General features: G+C 65.8%; 18 protein-coding genes and 2 other RNA genes. 3 read left to right on the top strand and 17 right to left on the bottom strand.

Annotated features, from left to right (window positions below; genetic code table 11):
* Positions 1 to 31: 31 nt before the first annotated feature.
* From ABWP09_RS02360 to ABWP09_RS02315, 10 genes are all read right to left on the bottom strand, one after another.
* Entirely contained in the window at positions 32 to 604 is a 573-nt protein-coding gene (locus ABWP09_RS02360) for a J domain-containing protein (protein WP_353203560.1), read from the bottom strand.
* Positions 605 to 666: 62 nt separating this feature from the next.
* Positions 667 to 1,055, bottom strand: an RNA gene (rnpB, locus tag ABWP09_RS02355) — RNase P RNA component class A.
* A 10-nt stretch (positions 1,056 to 1,065) separates the two neighbouring features.
* Positions 1,066 to 1,755: an N-acetylmuramoyl-L-alanine amidase gene (locus tag ABWP09_RS02350; RefSeq protein WP_353203555.1), complete on the bottom strand. Its 690-nt coding sequence runs from the start codon at positions 1,753 to 1,755 to the stop codon at positions 1,066 to 1,068.
* A gap of 54 nt (positions 1,756 to 1,809) precedes the next feature.
* Positions 1,810 to 2,604, bottom strand: a complete 795-nt coding sequence (locus tag ABWP09_RS02345) for a CheR family methyltransferase (protein WP_353203559.1) — start codon at positions 2,602 to 2,604, stop codon at positions 1,810 to 1,812.
* A 65-nt stretch (positions 2,605 to 2,669) separates the two neighbouring features.
* On the bottom strand, positions 2,670 to 3,749 hold the full coding sequence (locus ABWP09_RS02340; RefSeq protein WP_353203554.1) for a chemotaxis protein CheB: 1,080 nt from the start codon (positions 3,747 to 3,749) through the stop codon (positions 2,670 to 2,672).
* A gap of 14 nt (positions 3,750 to 3,763) precedes the next feature.
* On the bottom strand, positions 3,764 to 4,129 hold the full coding sequence (locus ABWP09_RS02335) for a response regulator (RefSeq protein WP_353203553.1): 366 nt from the start codon (positions 4,127 to 4,129) through the stop codon (positions 3,764 to 3,766).
* Between the two features lie 75 nt (positions 4,130 to 4,204).
* Complete coding sequence (locus ABWP09_RS02330; protein ID WP_353203552.1) at positions 4,205 to 4,633, bottom strand: chemotaxis protein CheW; 429 nt, start codon at positions 4,631 to 4,633, stop codon at positions 4,205 to 4,207.
* Positions 4,633 to 6,921 (bottom strand): chemotaxis protein CheA, encoded by a 2,289-nt coding sequence (locus tag ABWP09_RS02325; protein WP_353203551.1) that lies wholly within the window; start codon positions 6,919 to 6,921, stop codon positions 4,633 to 4,635. The genes ABWP09_RS02330 and ABWP09_RS02325 overlap by 1 nt, the downstream gene beginning before the upstream one ends.
* Positions 6,922 to 6,989: 68 nt before the next feature.
* Positions 6,990 to 7,634, bottom strand: a complete 645-nt coding sequence (locus ABWP09_RS02320) for a histidine phosphotransferase family protein (protein ID WP_353203550.1) — start codon at positions 7,632 to 7,634, stop codon at positions 6,990 to 6,992.
* A gap of 84 nt (positions 7,635 to 7,718) precedes the next feature.
* Positions 7,719 to 8,129, bottom strand: coding sequence for a M67 family metallopeptidase (locus tag ABWP09_RS02315; protein ID WP_353203549.1), 411 nt, complete (start codon positions 8,127 to 8,129; stop codon positions 7,719 to 7,721).
* A 16-nt stretch (positions 8,130 to 8,145) separates the two neighbouring features.
* Here ABWP09_RS02315 and ABWP09_RS02310 point away from each other — a divergent pair, with 16 nt between their 5' ends.
* From ABWP09_RS02310 to mtgA, 3 genes are all read left to right on the top strand, one after another.
* Positions 8,146 to 9,096, top strand: coding sequence for an RluA family pseudouridine synthase (locus ABWP09_RS02310; RefSeq protein WP_353203558.1), 951 nt, complete (start codon positions 8,146 to 8,148; stop codon positions 9,094 to 9,096).
* A 70-nt stretch (positions 9,097 to 9,166) separates the two neighbouring features.
* A complete protein-coding gene (rpoH, locus tag ABWP09_RS02305) occupies positions 9,167 to 10,072 on the top strand; it encodes an RNA polymerase sigma factor RpoH (RefSeq protein WP_188445560.1) in 906 nt (301 codons plus the stop codon).
* A 70-nt stretch (positions 10,073 to 10,142) separates the two neighbouring features.
* A complete protein-coding gene (gene mtgA / locus ABWP09_RS02300) occupies positions 10,143 to 10,877 on the top strand; it encodes a monofunctional biosynthetic peptidoglycan transglycosylase (RefSeq protein ID WP_353203548.1) in 735 nt (244 codons plus the stop codon).
* 105 nt (positions 10,878 to 10,982) lie between these two features.
* Here the strand turns inward: mtgA and ABWP09_RS02295 are convergent, their stop codons facing one another.
* The 7 genes from ABWP09_RS02295 to ABWP09_RS02265 all read right to left on the bottom strand — a co-directional run bounded on the left by ABWP09_RS02295 (position 10,983) and on the right by ABWP09_RS02265 (position 16,613).
* Positions 10,983 to 11,306, bottom strand: coding sequence for a YbaB/EbfC family nucleoid-associated protein (locus ABWP09_RS02295; RefSeq protein WP_176495800.1), 324 nt, complete (start codon positions 11,304 to 11,306; stop codon positions 10,983 to 10,985).
* Positions 11,303 to 12,994, bottom strand: coding sequence for a DNA polymerase III subunit gamma/tau (locus tag ABWP09_RS02290; RefSeq protein WP_353203547.1), 1,692 nt, complete (start codon positions 12,992 to 12,994; stop codon positions 11,303 to 11,305). The genes ABWP09_RS02295 and ABWP09_RS02290 overlap by 4 nt, the downstream gene beginning before the upstream one ends.
* Before the next feature lie 691 nt (positions 12,995 to 13,685).
* An RNA gene (gene ffs, locus ABWP09_RS02285) (signal recognition particle sRNA small type) lies at positions 13,686 to 13,783 on the bottom strand.
* A 37-nt stretch (positions 13,784 to 13,820) separates the two neighbouring features.
* On the bottom strand, positions 13,821 to 14,042 hold the full coding sequence (locus ABWP09_RS02280) for a hypothetical protein (protein WP_353203546.1): 222 nt from the start codon (positions 14,040 to 14,042) through the stop codon (positions 13,821 to 13,823).
* A gap of 59 nt (positions 14,043 to 14,101) precedes the next feature.
* Positions 14,102 to 14,434, bottom strand: coding sequence for a 2Fe-2S iron-sulfur cluster-binding protein (locus ABWP09_RS02275; RefSeq protein ID WP_353203545.1), 333 nt, complete (start codon positions 14,432 to 14,434; stop codon positions 14,102 to 14,104).
* Entirely contained in the window at positions 14,431 to 15,531 is a 1,101-nt protein-coding gene (locus tag ABWP09_RS02270) for a cysteine desulfurase family protein (RefSeq protein ID WP_353203544.1), read from the bottom strand. The genes ABWP09_RS02275 and ABWP09_RS02270 overlap by 4 nt, the downstream gene beginning before the upstream one ends.
* Entirely contained in the window at positions 15,528 to 16,613 is a 1,086-nt protein-coding gene (locus ABWP09_RS02265; protein WP_353203543.1) for a cysteine desulfurase family protein, read from the bottom strand. Before ABWP09_RS02265 ends, ABWP09_RS02270 begins: the two co-directional genes overlap by 4 nt.
* Positions 16,614 to 16,699 lie beyond the last annotated feature (86 nt).

Genomic DNA, 16,699 nt, shown 5'->3' with positions numbered 1-16,699 from the left:
ATCGTGTTGGCCCAATCGGAGCGGACAATCCTCAAACCGGCTTCCCCGACTCCGGCTTCCCCGACTCCGGTTTCCACGTCCGCGCATCCTCGGCGGCCTTGAGCACGTCATAGGCCGCCTGGATCGCAAGAAACCGCGCGGCGGCTTCGGCGTCACCGGGCCTGATATCGGGATGGTTAGACTTTGCCAGCCGCCGCCACGCCATCCGCACCGTCTCGAAATCGGCATCGACCTCAAGCTCGAGCAAATCGAGCGCGCGCAGCTCATCGCGCGACCGCGATCCGTCGCCCGGACCAGCCCATTGGTGGTGGCGCGATTCGGTATAGCCCTCGGCGGTTTGCGTCTCGGCGCGCTCGCGCTCGGCCGCTTCCTCGGCGCTCAGGCCTTCGAAGTAATTCCAGCCGCGATTATACTCGCCGGCATGTTCCTGACAGAAATACCAGCGTTCGGGGCTGTTGGGGGATTTCGGCGCAGGGCAGTCGCCCTTGGCGGTGCAGCCATGCCGGTCGCACAGCCGCACCGTTGCCGCCTCCGTGCTGGCTTCGCCATAAGCGCGCCAGCGGGGAAAGCCCCAGTCGACAGATCGTGAAGAGGAACGCGCCATAGCCCGCCATCTAAGCATCGAAGTGCGATAGCGCCATGACGCTTTTGCGACAGACCAAAGAAAACGCCAGAGGGTCTGTAAGCCGGGTTCTGTCCACCCTCCGGAGAAGGTTAGGCGACCATTCCTCTAGGACGACGTTTGCACGCCGCCTCAAGCAATCAACCCGGGCGACGAGCTGAAACGAAGCCCATATGCCGCCCCTATTCGATCTTGCTCCCGGTGGGGTTTGCCATGCCGCCCCTGTTACCAGGCGCGCGGTGCGCTCTTGCCGCACCCTTTCACCCTTGCCTGTTCCCCGTCCGATTTGCATCGAGCGAGGACATCGGCGGTCTGCTCTCTGTGGCACTTTCCCTGGGGTCACCCCCGCCGGGCGTTACCCGGCACCGTCGTTCCGCGGAGCCCGGACTTTCCTCGCGGGTGCAAGCACCCCCGCGGTCGCCCGACCCTCTGGCTGGAATCCCTTACGCGTCGCCGGTCGGCTTTGGCAACAGCAGCGCGAGCAGGATGCTGCGACACTCGCCGTCGATCACCCCGTCGATCAGTTCGGGGCGGAAGCGACGCTGAAAGGCGACGATCGCGGCGAGCTTGTCCGACACGTCATAGCCGAAGCGTTCGAGCGCGATCAGGAAGCCGGCGTCGGTCCACATCGGGTCCATCAATTTCTGCGTCGGGCGCGGCAAGGCGAGGCGGACCTTGGCGAGGCGGCTCCACGGGAAGAGTTCGCCCGGATCCTGCTTGCGCGTCGGCGCGATGTCGGAATGGCCGACGACATTGCCGCGCGTGATGCCGTAGCGTTCCTTGATCCCGGCCAGCAGCGGGATCAGCGCGTCAATCTGTTCCTCGAGGAACGGGCGATAGCCGAATTCATGCCCGGGATTGACGATCTCGATCCCGATGCTCGCCGAATTGACGTCCTCGATCCCGCGCCAGCGCGACTTTCCGGCGTGCCAGGCGCGTTTCTCCTCGGCCACCATCCGCAGCACCTGGCCGTCTTCGGCGATCAGATAATGCGCCGAGACCTTGGCGGCGGGGTCGCGCAGCCGCTCGATCGCGGCTTCAGCCGTCTGCATACCGGTATAATGCAGCACGACGATCGAAACGGGCAGCAGCCGCTCGTCGAAATTGGGCGAGGGCGTGTCGATAATGGTCATGGGCAGTCCCCGCGATGGCCGAGCGCCAGCTTAGGGTCCAAACCGACGCCGCCGTCAAGGAACCCCGTGCGCTGGCTCATACAGGCCGCGATAGCGCGGACTCGGGCGAAACGCGTCGGTCTGGCCAATCACGGTCTCGCCCGCGCCCAGCACCAGAACGCCGCCGGGCCTGATCACCGTGGCGAAGCGTTCAAACACCTTCAGCCGCAGCTCGGCATTCAAATAGAGCAGGACGTTGCGGCACAAAATCACGTCGAACCGCCCGATCGGCAGCGGATCGCTGATCAGGTTCATCCGGCGAAACGCGATTCTGCGGACGAGTTCGGGATTGGCGACCCATTCATTCCCCTCGGTCTCAAACCAGCGCACCATACGGCGCACCGGCAGTCCGCGCTGAATCTCGAATTGCGAATAGCGACCCGACCGGGCCCGGGTGAGTGCGATCTCGGAGACGTCGGTCGCCACGATCTCGGGCGGCGGCGTGTCGCGTCCGATTTCCCGTTCGCCGAACAACATGGCCAGCGACAAGGGTTCCTGACCGAACGAACATCCGGCCGACCAGATTCGCGGGCGGCGGCGGGAATGATCAACGCGCATCGCCTCGACCGCGTCGGCCACCATGTCGAGCACGGCGGCGTCCCGAAAGAACGAGCTTTCCTGGTTGAGCAAGGCATCCGCCACCTCGTCGCCAATGTCGGGCGATCGCAGCGCGGCGCTGGCCAGTGCTTCGATGGTGTCGAGCTTGAGGTCGCGCAACAACGGCTTCAACGCAGTTTCCAGACGCCATTCGCGATTCGCTGCCAGTTGCTGACCGGTGCGGGATTCGAGAATGGCCGTCAGTATGCCCATCGCCCCCTTGGCAGAGGCGCGGGGGGGCGGTTGGCGGGGAACGAAGCTTTCGGTGCGCGGTTCGATCATGCCGGACGCCGCCGCGCCGCGGTGAGCCGCCCGATCTCCACCGGCGTCAGCACCGAGCTGGCGATCCCGGCACTGGCGATGGCGCCGGGCATACCCCACACCACCGAACTCGCCTGGTCCTGCACGACGACCGCACTGCCGCGATCGATCAAGCTGCGCGCGCCCTCACACCCGTCGCGCCCCATCCCGCTGAGCACGATGCCGAGCGCGCGGCTGCCATAGACGTCGGCGACGCTCTCGAACATGGGATCGACCGAGGGCATACAGCCGCTTTTGCTCGGTTCGTGCGACAGACGGACGGCGGTCGCATCACCGGTGCTGACGATCCGCATGTGCGCATTGCCGGGCGCGACGATCACGCGGCCGGGCCGAATCCGCATACAATCGGTCGCGACATCGCAGGGCCGGTTGGACAGCAGCGCCACTTGCGCCGCGAAATACGGCATGAACGACTCGGGCAGATGCTGGGTGATGAGGATCGGCACCGGAAACGCCGTTGGCAATTCGCGCAACAAGACGCTCAACGCGTGAATACCCCCGGTCGATGCCCCAATCGCGACGACATCGAAACCGTTGCCGGCGGCAACCGGGAGATCCGACATACGCCGCTGCGCCGGCAGCTCTGCTGGCAGCTCGACCGCAAGCAAGCGCACCAGCTTCTCGACCAGTTCAACCGAAAAACGCCCAGCAAAATCGCCGACATCGGGCTTCACCAGCGTATCTGCCGCCCCAAGCGCGAGCGCCTTGATCGTTGCCGCAGCACCTTCGCTGGCGGAGGACGACACGATCAACACCTTCGCGCCCCGCCCCGCCGCAATCAGATCGGGCAAGGCGGCCAAGCCGGTGACGCCTGGCATTTGAATGTCGAGCATGATTCCTTCGACGCGGGTGTGGCGCAGGAAATCGAGCGCTGCGGCGGCACCCGAGACGGCACCGGCTACCACGAAGCGACCACCCTGTTCGACCGCGCGCGCGATCACCGCCCGCGCGACCGCCGAATCATCGACGATCAGCACGCGCGGTGGCGCATCGCCGCCAGCGAACCGTTCTTGACTGGGGGCGGTCTGGATGAGCATCGTGCGGGGCCTTTTCAGGCCATGCCGACGATCTGAAGTTTGCTTTCCAATGTCTCGCGATCGAAGGGTTTCATGACATATTCGTCAGCCCCCGCCTCGATTGCGGCCCGGATATGCGCCATGCCATTTTCGGTCGTGCAGAACACAACCTTCGGGCGCGTCGGGATGCTGCTGTCGCGCAGCGCACGCAGGAAATCCATGCCGCTCATCACCGGCATGTTCCAGTCGAGCAGAATGACATCGGGCGCGGACGCCAGGCACGCATCCAGCGCTTCACGCCCATCGCCGGCTTCGCTGACCTGAAAATTGAGCGTTTCCAGGATGTGGCGCGCGACCTTGCGGATCACTTTTGAATCATCGACGACGAGACAGGTCTTCATGAAGTCACCCTGAGTAAGCACCCTTACCATCACCCTTGCCCGAAAGGGGTAAGCGTCCCGTTAATCTGCGACGATTCAGGCGGCGATTGCGACGACGCCGGGAATCAGCGCGTCGAGCGCGATTGCCAGAATCGGCTCGCCGTCTCGCTCCACCAGCCCGCGCCCGATAGTGCGCCATCCTTTGTCGAGCACGATCCCCGCCGACACCGGTGCCAGATCGAACGGTGCCACGTCATCGAGCGCATCGACCAAAACCGCATAATGATGACCCTCGACAATCGTAATGACTGCCCGCGTCGCCTCCACGGAACCCGCGTCAAGACCGAGCGCCGCACGGGTATCGATCACGGTCACGACCCGGCTGCGCAAGGCCGCAAGCCCCCGAACCTGTCGTTCGGAACGCGGCACCGGCACGATCGTGCCGATATCGACGACCGATTCGACCTGGGCCGATTCGATCGCCACGGTCCGTCCGGCAATTTGCGCGATCAGGAACAGCGCCATTATCGACCTCCCGCCGATCGTGCGACCGCGGCGAGGAGGCCTGGTCGGTCGTATCGGAAAATGCTGCTCTCATCCCCGTCGGCCTCGCGGCGCAGGCGAACGATCGTGGCGGCCCCGGCCGGGGTCGCGACATCCCCGTCCATCCGAACGACGACCTGCGCACTCTCGCCGGGCTGAAGGACCGATGTAACGCGATATCCGGCCCCTTCGAGGACCGGCCGCAGGAACGTCGTCATCCACGCCGATTCTGCGCCATCAAGCAAGCATAACGGCGCGCCGATGTCGGATCCGCCATGTGCGTGATGCGCGAAAATCCAGTGCAGATCGACGACCTCGATCTGCTCGCCATCGATCGCCACCACGCCCGCGATCGGGCCAGCTTCGCGCGCGGCAACGATCGCGTCGGGGAGTTCGACGATATCGAGCGCCTCACGGATCGCATAACCGATTTCGAGCCCGCCATCGCGCAAACGCAAGACGGAAACCGAGGTCTTTGCCGCCCAGTCCCCCAAAGCGACGAGCGGAATGATCGCATCTTCGACCGACAAGCGAAGCTGACCCGCGGAAAAGCGGATCGCGCTGGTCGACACCGGCTCGACCCGGTCGATCACCGACAGCGGGACGATCCGGCGCGTGCCATCAAGGTCGTCGAACAGGAGCGCCTGGACACCCGCTACCCGCGTCTCGATTGCAACATCGTCCGCCGCCGATTCACGTCGGAATTCAAGCCCGGCGAGGTGCGCGATCCCGGCACAATCCAGCATCAGCATCGGCAGACCACTATCGGGCAGGGTCTGCCCGGCATAGACGCCCGTTGCCATAATGGCGGGCGCCGCGGGTTTTATCACCAGTTCCTCATGATCGAGCACGGTATCGACCGCCAGCGCGTAGCTGCCGCCCGACACCCCGACGATCACGAGCATTGCCGGTTCGCTGGGTTCAAAACCGAGCATCGCGCCAAGGTCGATCAAGGGCATACGGCGGTCTCGAACCGTGGCGGTAAGCGTATCGCCGATGCGGTCGATCCGGATCGCCTCGCCGCCGACGCGCACGATCTCCTCGATCGCCTGGCGGGACATCGCAAAGCGCTGATCGCGCACACCGATCCCGATCGTCGCCATGATCGAAAGCGTCAGTGGCACATGAATCGCGATGCGCAGGCCCTTACCGGGCGTATTGTACAGTTCGATGCGCCCGCCGATTTGTTCGACATTGGCCCGCACGACGTCCATCCCGACGCCACGCCCCGAGATGGCGGTGACGGTGTCCTTGGTCGATAATCCCGGCTCGAACACCAGTTCCAGCCTGGCTTGCTCCCCAAGGGCGCGGAGTTCGGCTTCCCCGCGGATCCCGCGGCTGGCGACCTTGGCGACGAGACGATCGACATCGATTCCCTGCCCGTCATCGCTGATCTCGATGATGATCTGGTTGCCCGATTGGCGCGCCGCGACGTTCAGCCAGCCATTTTCCCGCTTGCCGGCCATCCGGCGCAAGGCGGGTGCCTCGATCCCGTGATCGATCGCGTTGCGGATAATGTGGACCAGCGGATCGCGCATCATCTCGATCATCTCGCGGTCGAGCTCGACGTCGCTACCCTCGATATGGAGCGTCACCGATTTGCCAAGTTCAGCCGCGGTATCGCGCACCATCCGGGGCAGCGCGGAAAACAGCGCATCGATCTTCTGCATCCGCGTCCGGGTCACCGTCTCGCGCATCTCGGCGACGGTCAGGGACAGGCGTTCGAGCGCGGCCTCAACGCTCGGGTTCGCCCCATCGTCGCGCATCCGGCGCGCGAGTTCGTTGCGCGCGAGGACCATGTCGGACATGCCGCTCATCATCCGGTCGAGCAGATCGACGTTCAGACGCACGCTGCGGCTCGGCGCGCGCAGCGTCGGGGTGGCCGCGACGACGACGGCCTCTGACCCGGCGTCGAGCGCCGCGATGAGCAGATCTTCGCCCGAATCGGCGAGCGCGTGCCCCGCATCGATCGCCTCGACGATCTCGCCGATCCGGTCGACGATCGCGAGCACCGCGTTGACGAGCTTGGTATCGGGGCTGCGCTCACCCGCGCGGACTGCGGCAAGCACGTCTTCGGCGGCATGGCTCATCCGTGCGAGTCGTGGCAGATCAAGAAACCCGCAGCTTCCCTTTACGGTGTGGACAAAACGGAAGATTGCATCGAGCCGATCACGATCGTCGGGCGCGGATTCCCATGCGACGATCTCGCCCGAGAGCGCTTCCAGCGTCTCGCGCGTCTCGGCAATGAATTCCTGTAGCAGATCGTCCATGAGCCCCCGCGGAACAGCAAGAACTTGCATGGGCGGGAAGTGGTTAAGGAGCCGTTTACGAGCCCCGCTCAGGCGACTTTAAACGCCGCCCCGAACAACAGCACAGCTTCGTCCGGATCGGATACCTGGACGATGCCACCACCCTCCTGAACGAGCGCGTGAACCAGATAGGCCGCCGCCGCGCGCGGGGTGATGACCGCGTCGCCATGGGTGCCGGTTAGTGCCGCGCGTATTTCGGCGTCGAGCACGATTCGCGGGCCATCCGCGCGCACGACGATCTCGACCTGGCCATCGACGCTCTCGGCGCCGACATCGAGCTGCCCGCCGCGCACCAGCGCATCGCCTGCGATGAGCGCGAGGTTGAGCAGCACCTTGATCGCCGGCTTGGGCAAGGTCGGATCCTCGACCAGCCAGCCAAGCTTCACCTTATGCCCTTCGCCGAACAGCCCCTCGATCGCTGCGCGTGCCTCGCGCGCATCGACCGTCTCGCCGAATCCGCCCGCCGCACCAAAGGCAAGGCGGAAGAATTTGAGTTTGTTGGCCGATGCCTTGGCGCTGTCGCTGAGCAGTTCGAGGCACCGCGCGCGCATCTCCGGGTCGTGTTCGTCGGTGAGCAATTCGAGCCCGTTGTTGAGCGCGCCCACCGGGCTGAGCAGATCGTGGCACAGCCGCGAACAGAGTAGGCTGGCAAAATCGACGGGGGTCATCGTCATCGGGTCTGTGGCTTTCGGGTCAAAACGTGCCGCTCTTCTGACGATGCTGGCGCAACGACGCAACCCACAGCGCAGCGACCCGACTCATAGTTCCACCATCTCGTGCCGAACCGCGACGAAGCGGCCTTCGATGGTACCGTTTTCGGTTGCACGGTAAATGCCTGTCCCACGCCCTGCCATGATAAGCCAGATCGACCCGTCAGGCATCGCCGCCGCAGCATCGCGCGCCGATGGCAGCGGCGGTCCACCGGGATGCGAATGATAGCAGCCGACGATCTTTGGACCGCCTTTACGCTCGGCTCGATGCGCGGCGATAAGCTGCGCAGGGTCAATCTCGAACGCGATTCTTGGATCCGGCGCGACATTGCGGCAGCTCAACGATCCAAGAATGCGGGTCGGCGACCCGAAGAGTAACCCGCACACCTCACGGTCCGGGGTCTTTTCCGCCTCGTTTAGCAGTCTCGCTAGTAGAGTGCTTGAAATCTCCAACGCCATGCCCAGATTCTATCGTATGAACCGGGGTAGTGCCACCATCGAAGCACGCGTCGCTGACGCGGTGCCAGGCTTGCGCCTCGACCGGGCGCTGGCGGACGCGCTGCCCGAGGTGTCGCGAGAGCGGTTGAAGGCGCTGATCGCGAGCGGCGCAGTGACCGATCCGCAGGGGCGGCTCGCCAGCGATCCGTCGGGCAAGGCGATCCCCGGCGCAACCTATCGCGTCACGTTTCCGCCCGCCGCACCCTCCGAAAACGCAGCGCAAGACATCGCGCTGAACGTCGTGTTCGAAGACGACTATCTGATCGTGATCGACAAGCAGGCCGGGCTGGTTGTGCATCCCGCCGCTGGCAATGCCGATGGTACGCTGGTCAACGCGTTGCTCCACCATTGCGCGGGCAATCTGTCGGGGATTGGCGGCGTCGCGCGGCCCGGGATCGTCCACCGCATCGACAAGGATACGTCCGGCCTGATGGTCGCGGCGAAGACCGATCGCGCACATGAGGGGCTTGCCCGACAATTTCACGACCACAGCATCGACCGGCGCTACAAAGCAATCGTTTCGGGGCGCCCTGCCCCGCCCGCTGGAACGGTCGATGCGCCGCTCGCGCGGTCGCCCTCGAACCGCAAGAAGATTGCGATCGTCTCCGGCGGAAAGCGTGCTGTGACGCATTACAGCACGATTGAGCGGCTGCGTGACGGCGCGCTGGTCGAATGTCGACTCGAGACCGGTCGCACGCATCAGGTCCGCGTGCACATGGCCTCGCTCGGACACCCCTTGCTCGGCGACCCGGTCTACGGTAGAACAAAGCAAGGCCACAAAGCAGTTCTGGAAACCTTGGGTTTCCACCGTCAGGCGTTGCACGCCGCGCGGCTTGGGTTCATTCATCCTGTACGAAGTACCGCTTTGTCGTTCGATAGCGAAATGCCCTCGGACATGCAGGAACTGTTCAATACACTCTATAGTTAGACGACATAGTTAGACGACCGCGCGGGTGCAGCCTATTCTGGAGCAGCCGCCGCAAAAAGGGAGACACACCATGGCAGCCCGCAGCAACGTCCCCGCGACGATCCCCGCCCTTGGCGGCGAGGCAAGCCTCAATCGCTATCTGAGCGAGATCAAAAAATTCCCGCTCCTCGCGCCCGAGCAAGAATATATGCTCGCCAAACGCTTTGAGGAGCATGGCGATACCGACGCGGCAGCTCAGCTCGTAACGTCGCACCTTCGCCTCGTGGCGAAGATCGCGATGGGCTATCGCGGCTATGGCCTGCCAGTCAGCGAGCTCATCTCCGAGGGCAATATCGGCCTGATGCAGGGTGTGAAGAAGTTCGAGGCCGATCGCGGCTTCCGCCTCGCCACCTATGCGATGTGGTGGATCCGCGCCTCGATCCAGGAGTTCATCCTGCGCTCGTGGAGCCTGGTGAAAATGGGCACGACCGCCGCACAGAAGAAGCTGTTCTTCAACCTGCGCCGGATGAAGTCGAAGCTTGATGCCTTCGAGGACGGCGATCTCAGCCCTGAGCATCTCGCCAAGATCGCCAAGGACCTCGGCGTGACCGAGGCCGAAGTGACCAGCATGAACCGGCGCATGGCAATGGGCGGCGACACCTCGCTCAACGTGCCGATGCGCGAGGATGGCGAAGGCCAGTGGCAGGATTGGTTGCAGGACGATGCGCCGCTGCAGGACACCGTCGTGGCCGAAGCGCAGGAAGCCGATGTCCGGCACGAAATGCTGACGTCGGCGATGAGCGATCTCAACGAGCGCGAGAAGTTCATCCTGACCGAACGCCGCCTGACCGACGAACCCAAGACGCTTGAGGAGCTGTCGCAAGTCTATGGCGTAAGCCGTGAGCGCGTCCGCCAGATCGAGGTGCGCGCGTTCGAGAAGCTGCAAAAGGCGATGATGCGGCTTGCCGGCGACAAACGGATGCTGGTCGCCGCCTGATCCGCCCGGGGCCGTTCGCAAAGTGGACAGGGCCGACCGGCTCCTCCTAGAAGACGGTATGAGCGACCTTATGCCGTCCCCCGCCCTGCCCAGTCCGCGTGACAAGCCGGCATCGCCAAGACGCGGCATCGTCCGGCGGCTTATCGCTTGGATCGTGCGGCTGGTACTCTGTTTCGTGCTGCTCTCGGTGCTGATGGTCGTCATCTACCGCTTCGTGCCACCGCCGATCACGCTGACGATGATCGGCGATGCGATCGGCGGGCATGGGATCGACAAATCGTGGCGGCCGTTGTCGCGGATCGACCCGAACATGGCGCGTGCCGCGATCGCGGGCGAGGATTCGCGGTTCTGCACGCATCACGGCTTCGACCTCAAGGCGATCGAGACCGCCTATAGCCGCAATGCGCGCGGCGGGCGGATCCGCGGTGGTTCGACGATCAGCCAGCAGACCGCGAAGAACGTTTTTCTGATTCAGGGCGGCGGCTATGTTCGCAAAGCGCTCGAGGCGTATTTCACCGTGCTGATCGAGACCATCTGGGGCAAGCGGCGGATCATGGAAGTGTATCTCAACGTCGCCGAGACGGGCATCGGCACCTACGGCGTCGAGGCCGGCGCGCAACGCTATTTCGGCCATGACGCCGGGCAATTGTCGCAGCAGGAGGCTGGCCGAATCGCCGCGATCCTGCCGCTCCCGAAGAAGCGTGCCGCCGTGGCGCCGCACGGCTTCACCCGCCGTCACGGCAACGCCATCACCCGGCGGGTGGGCGTGGTGCGCAACGACGGGCTGGATGGGTGCTTGCGGTGAATTCACAGGCCGCGCGGCGTGGCGAAGCCACGCCGTCGGACGGGCGAAGCCCGCCGGCCGGCCTTGCGCGAGTCAGCCGAACGCGGTCGGCTGCCGCGCTTCGGCTTAAAACGGCAGCTTGAACCCTGGCGGCAACGGAATCCCGCTCGTCATTTTCGCCATCTCGGCGCCCGAGGCCGCATCGGCCTTCGCCTTGGCGTCGTTGAAGGCAGCGACGACCAAGTCCTCGATCATCTGCTTTTCGCTCGGCTGGAGCAGCGATTCGTCGATTTCGATGCCGATGATCCGCCCCTTGGCCGAGGCGCGCACCTTGACGAGGCCACCGCCGGCAGCGCCTTCGACCTCGATCTTGTCGAGCCCGTCCTGCGCCTTGGTCAGTTCGGCCTGGACGTTTTGCGCCATCGCCATAATCTCTTCGATGCTCTTCATACGCTCTTACTCCGTTGTTTCATCAAACTCTCGATTTCACCCTCGGCGATCTCCGCATCCGGAAACGCCTCGAGCGCGGCACGGACCATCGGACTCGCCATGATTTCGGCCTTGAACGATTCATACTGCGCCGCATCGAGCTCGCGCAGCGTTGCGGCACCCGGCGTGTCGGCGGTGGTAATCTTCCAGGTGCGCGCCGTCGCGCTCTTCAGCGCGCCCGCCAGCTCACCGATCAGATCGGCCGGCAACGGCCGCGCCGAGCTCAGCACGAGATCGGTTCCGCTGAGGCTCACCAGGCTGGCATGATGCCGGACGCGCAGCGACAGGCCGATATTCTTGGTCCGCTCGAGCAGACCGATGATCTCCTCGATCGACGCGGGCAAAGCCGCCTCGGCCGAAGCGCCCACCGGGGCCGCCGCTGGTGCGACGGGCGCCGCGACCGAAAGGGGCGCGCCGTTCTGGAGCATCCGCGCTAGCTCACCCGGATCGGGCAAGGTCGAGGCATGGACCAGCCGCAGCAGCGCCATCTCGCACGCCTCGATCGGCATTGCAGCGCGGCCGACCTCTTCATGCCCCTTGAGCAGCAATTGCCACAGCCGATGGAGCACGGCGAAGGACAGCGATGCGGCCCAGCCCTGCAGCGCCTCGCGCTCCTCGGTCGCTTGCCCCGGCTCGACCGCCGCGCCGAGCTTGACCAGCGTGGTCGCGTGGACCGTCTCCAGCAGCCCGCGCAGCACGCCAAGCGGATCGACGCCGAGATCATATTGCCGCCGAAGCGCCGCGAGCGCCCCGATGCCGTCGCCGGCGAGCAACAGCGCCATCAAATCGCGGATCGCGCCGCGGTCCGACAGGCCGAGCATGTCGCGGACCGCCGCCGCGCTCACCGCGCCGCCATCCATATCGGCATGCGCGATCGCCTGATCGAGGATCGACAAACCATCGCGCGCCGAGCCCTCCGCCGCGCGCGCGATCAGCCCGAGCGCCTCGGGCTCGGCGCTGACGCCCTCCGCCTCCAACACGCGGGCGAAGTGATCGGCGAGCTTTTCGGCCGGGATGCGCCGCAGATCGAAGCGCTGGCAGCGCGACAGCACCGTCACCGGCACCTTATTGACCTCGGTCGTGGCGAGGACGAACTTCACGCCCTCGGCGGGTTCCTCCAACGTCTTTAGCAGCGCGTTGAACGCGTTCTTCGACAGCATGTGGACTTCGTCGATGATGTAGATCTTGTAGCGTGCGACGAACGCCGTCATCCGCGAGGCATCGATCACCGCGCGCATGTCGTCGACGCCGGTGTGGCTCGCGGCGTCCATCTCGATCACGTCGATATGCCGCCCCTCGGCGATCCCGACGCACGGCTCGCAACGCCCGCACGGATCGATCGTCGGCCCGCCCTGCCCGTCGGGCCCGATGCAGTTGAGCGCCTTGGCGAGCAACCGCGCGGTCGAGGTCTTGCCGACGCCGCGAACCCCGGTCAGCAGGAACGCGTGCGCGAGGCGACCCCGGCGGATCGCATTGCCGAGCGTGGTAACCATCGCATCCTGGCCGATCAGTTCGGCAAAGGTCTGCGGGCGGTATTTGCGGGCGAGAACGCGATACGCCTCGCTCTTCGGCGGCGCGGGGGGTTCGCCCAGGTCAAAGCCGGGGGTGTCGTCGGCTGGGCCGCCAAGGAGATCGGAGGAGTCGGACATTGCGCCCTATCTAGGGGCAGCGGGGGGGATTGTCGAAGGGTTGGTTGGGGTGGCGCGCGCGTGTTGGAGATGCTTGTTTTTGTGGCTAAAGTCGCATGAGTCACACCATCGGCGGGGTGTGCGGGGCGTTGGTGCGCGGAAAGTTGGGTTGAGGTTAGGCGTAAACGGGGTTTGCCCGCTGGCTGTGGCGCGCGGATCGGGCACGCCACGCCGGTTCGGCGTGTTCAGCGGCTAGCGGCGATAACGATGTGAAAGAGCAGTCGTCAGTTTGGCAGATCGCGCTGCTGTAGGACATATGTCGGTTTGTGGTGGTGAGCGGACATCTGATCCCGCGCAATACTTCCCCGCCAGGGGGAGGTGGCACGCGAAGCGTGACGGAGGGGGAGGTCGGCGATACGCTTGAACGGGGCGGGAAACCGGAGACGCCAAGCCGAGCGACTGTGGCCAGCCGCCTATATCGCTGGCGCTTGGAGGCACATTGAGAGCTGCTCGCTAACCTCCCCCTCCGTCGCCTTTGGCGCCACCTCCCCCTGGCGGGGGAGGATTTCGTGCTCCAACTGGGCGAAAGCGGTCGATCAAAATTTTCTGAAAGTGAAGCGACCCGGCAAAGTCGGGTCGTCGGACGGTGCCATGGCACAGGCGGCCGCGCTTGCGCGTCTCGGTGCTGGCGCAGCCAGCGCCGTGCGCGCTGCGCGGTGGGAGCCGGAACGACCCGGGGCGAAATCGTTGTGGCTGCTGCCTTCCGGCCCTGACCAGGTTGGCGACGACCCCGTCCGCCCGACTCCCACGGCGCATATGGCGGGGTCGGGCGGCGGGATCAAGCCTGTTAGCGGCGGACCGTGCGGCAGGTGCGGATGCGGCGGTGATGGCGATACTTCACCGTGCAGACGCGGCGGGTGTGCGGGCGATAGCGATCGCGCACGGTATGGACGGTACGGGTGCGCTCGACCACGCGACCGTGGCGCTCGGCCATTTGCGCGCTCGCGCTGGCGGGAAGCATCGCGGCGGCGGCGATCAGGCCAGCGGACAACAGGGCTGCGAGTTTCATGCGATCATCTCCTGAATGTTGCCCCAAAACCCATTTTCGGCGGCACCGGAGCGAAATGTTCAGCGGCCCTGCATGTTCCGCACTTCGCCCGGAATTCTGAGCGTCAGCCCGTCAAGCGCGGGGCTCAGCACGATCTGACACGCGAGGCGCGAGGTGCGCGTGGCCCCGGCGGCGAGATCGAGCATATCCTCTTCATTCTCGCTCGGCGGCGGGAGGCGCGCGACATCCTCGGCCGCGACGATGACGTGGCAGGTCGAGCAGGCCATTTGCCCCTCGCATGTGCCCTCGAGCGGCTGGCCGTCGGCCTGTGCGACTTCGAGCAGCCGGTCGCCGGAATTGGCGGTGACGGTGCGCACTGCGCCGTCCAGTCCGATAAAGCGGATTTGGATCATGCCGCGATTCCCCCCATAATCTGTTGCGCATCGGCGGCGGCGATGATGCGGTCGATCGCTTCGGTCAATTCCGCCGCGGTCGTGTAGCGCCCGAAGCCGAGCCGGATGCTGGAGCGCGCTTGCGCTTCGCTCAGGCCCAGCGCGCGGAGCACGTGGCTGGAGCGGCCCGATCCGCTGGCGCAGGCCGAGCCCGCGGAGAAGGCGATGTCGCGCAGGTCCGACATCAGCCGCGCAACGTCGAGGCCGTCGCGGCGGATGTTGAGGTTGCCATGGTAGCGGTATTGGGTGGAGCCGTTGATGTGCCAGCCCCGGCCGAGGCGATCCGTCGCAAGCGCCCAGAGGCGTTCGATATGCGCGGCATCAACCTCGCGCCGTTCCGCCATCATCGCCGCCGCACGACCGAAGCCGGCGCAGAGCGCGGGCGAGAGCGTGCCCGAGCGCCCGCCCTCCTGATCGCCGCCGTGGAGCAGCGGCTCGAGCGCGACGCCGTCGCGAATCCACAAGGCACCGATGCCCTTGGGGCCGTAAATCTTGTGCGCGGAGATCGCGATCAGGTCGCAACCTTCGGGGATCGGCACGCGCCCGTACCCCTGCACCGCGTCGCACAGGAGAAGCGCGCCGACACTGTGCGCCACTTCGGCCATCTCGGCGATCGGCTGGACGACGCCGATCTCGTTATTGACCAGCATCGCGGCGACTACCCCGGTGTCGGGCCAAGTCGCAGCGCGCAGCATCGGCAGGTCGACCAAGCCGTCGCGATCGACCGAAAGCACGGTTTGATTACGCCCAGCGCGACTCTCCGCGTGTACGGTATCGAGCACCGCAGCGTGTTCGGTCGCAAGCGTCATCATCTCGCCAGTCGTGCCCTTGATCGCCCAGTTGAGCGCCTCGGTCGCGCCGCTGGTGAAGACGACACGCCCGCCCGATGGCAACAAGGCCGCGACCTGATCGCGCGCGAATTCGACCGCCGCCTTCGCCTTGCGCCCCGCGGCGTGCGCCGAGTGCGGGTTGGCATAACCATCGCGCAACCACGGCAGCATCGCGTCGAGCGCCTCGGGCGCGAGCGGGGTGGTCGCCTGATAATCGAGGTAGATCATGCGGCAAACGCCCGCGCCGAGCGCGAGATGGCACGCCACTCTTTCACGAAGCGATCGACATCGACCGCGCTGGTCGAGCGCCCGAAACTGACGCGGACGACCTCGCGCGAGGCTTCCACGCTCCAGCCCATCGCGCCGAGCACATGACTCGGCTTCATGCTGCCCGACGAACACGCGCTCCCCGCCGACACCGCGATGCCCGCCATGTCGAAGCGGATCAGCTGGGTGGCGGCGGCGAGGCCGGGCAGGCGGTACGCGCTGATCGCGGGATGGCGCGGCGCGGCCGGCGCGACGATCTGCCCGCCGGAGCGCGCAATCGCGTCGTCGAGTTTGGCGCGCAGTGGCAGCATGGCCGCGATGTCTTCCGGCTCGGCTAGAGCGGCGGCGAAACCGAGTGCGCCGGGAAGGTTCTCGGTCCCGGCGCGATAGCCGCGTTCCTGCCCGCCGGTCGGGCTGAGCGTCGCGACGTCGCGCACCAGCAGCGCACCCACCCCCGGCGGTCCGCCGCGCTTATGCGCGGAAATCGCGATGAAATCGGCGAGGCGGCCCACGTCCGCATCGGCCCCCGGCGGCATTTGCGCGGCATCGACCAGCAGCAGGCCGCCCGCGGCGTGGACGATCTCAGCGATCTCGCCGATCGGCTGGCGTACGCCGGTCTCGCTATTGCACCATTGCACCGCGACCAGCGTCGGCTGTCCGGCGAGGACGCGCTGCAGATTTGCCGGATCGATCAGGCCATCGGTGCCGACACGCAGCACATCGGCCGTCGGGGCCGCGCGAATCACCGCGTCATGCTCGACCGCCGAGATCAGCCGCCGCGTCGCCACACCGCGCCCAAGCGCGATCGCCAGCGCCTCGCTCGCGCCGCTGGTCAGGATCGTCTCGCCCGCCCAGCCATAAGCCGAGGCGATCCGCGCCCGCGCCGCCTCCAGCGTGGCGCGCGCAGCGCGGCCTTCGGCATGCGGCGAGGACGGGTTCGCCCAGTGCGCCATCGCCTCCGCTACCGCCGCCATCGCGGCGGGCAGCATCGGTGTGGTGGCGGCGTGATCGAGATAAAGCCGGGTAGCGGGGTGGTCGGTCAAAAGGCGGTCGGTTCCGAAGTGATTGCGAAGGAGAGCGTTGTGCTTATATAACGCGCAACCTCCCGCGCCCAAATATCTTGGGCTGC

The organism is Sphingomonas sp. (genome assembly GCF_040398505.1).
In the GTDB taxonomy this organism is placed as follows: domain Bacteria; phylum Pseudomonadota; class Alphaproteobacteria; order Sphingomonadales; family Sphingomonadaceae; genus Sphingomonas.
Note: the sequence above shows the minus strand (reverse complement) of the source record. Positions and strands in the feature narration are given on the sequence as shown.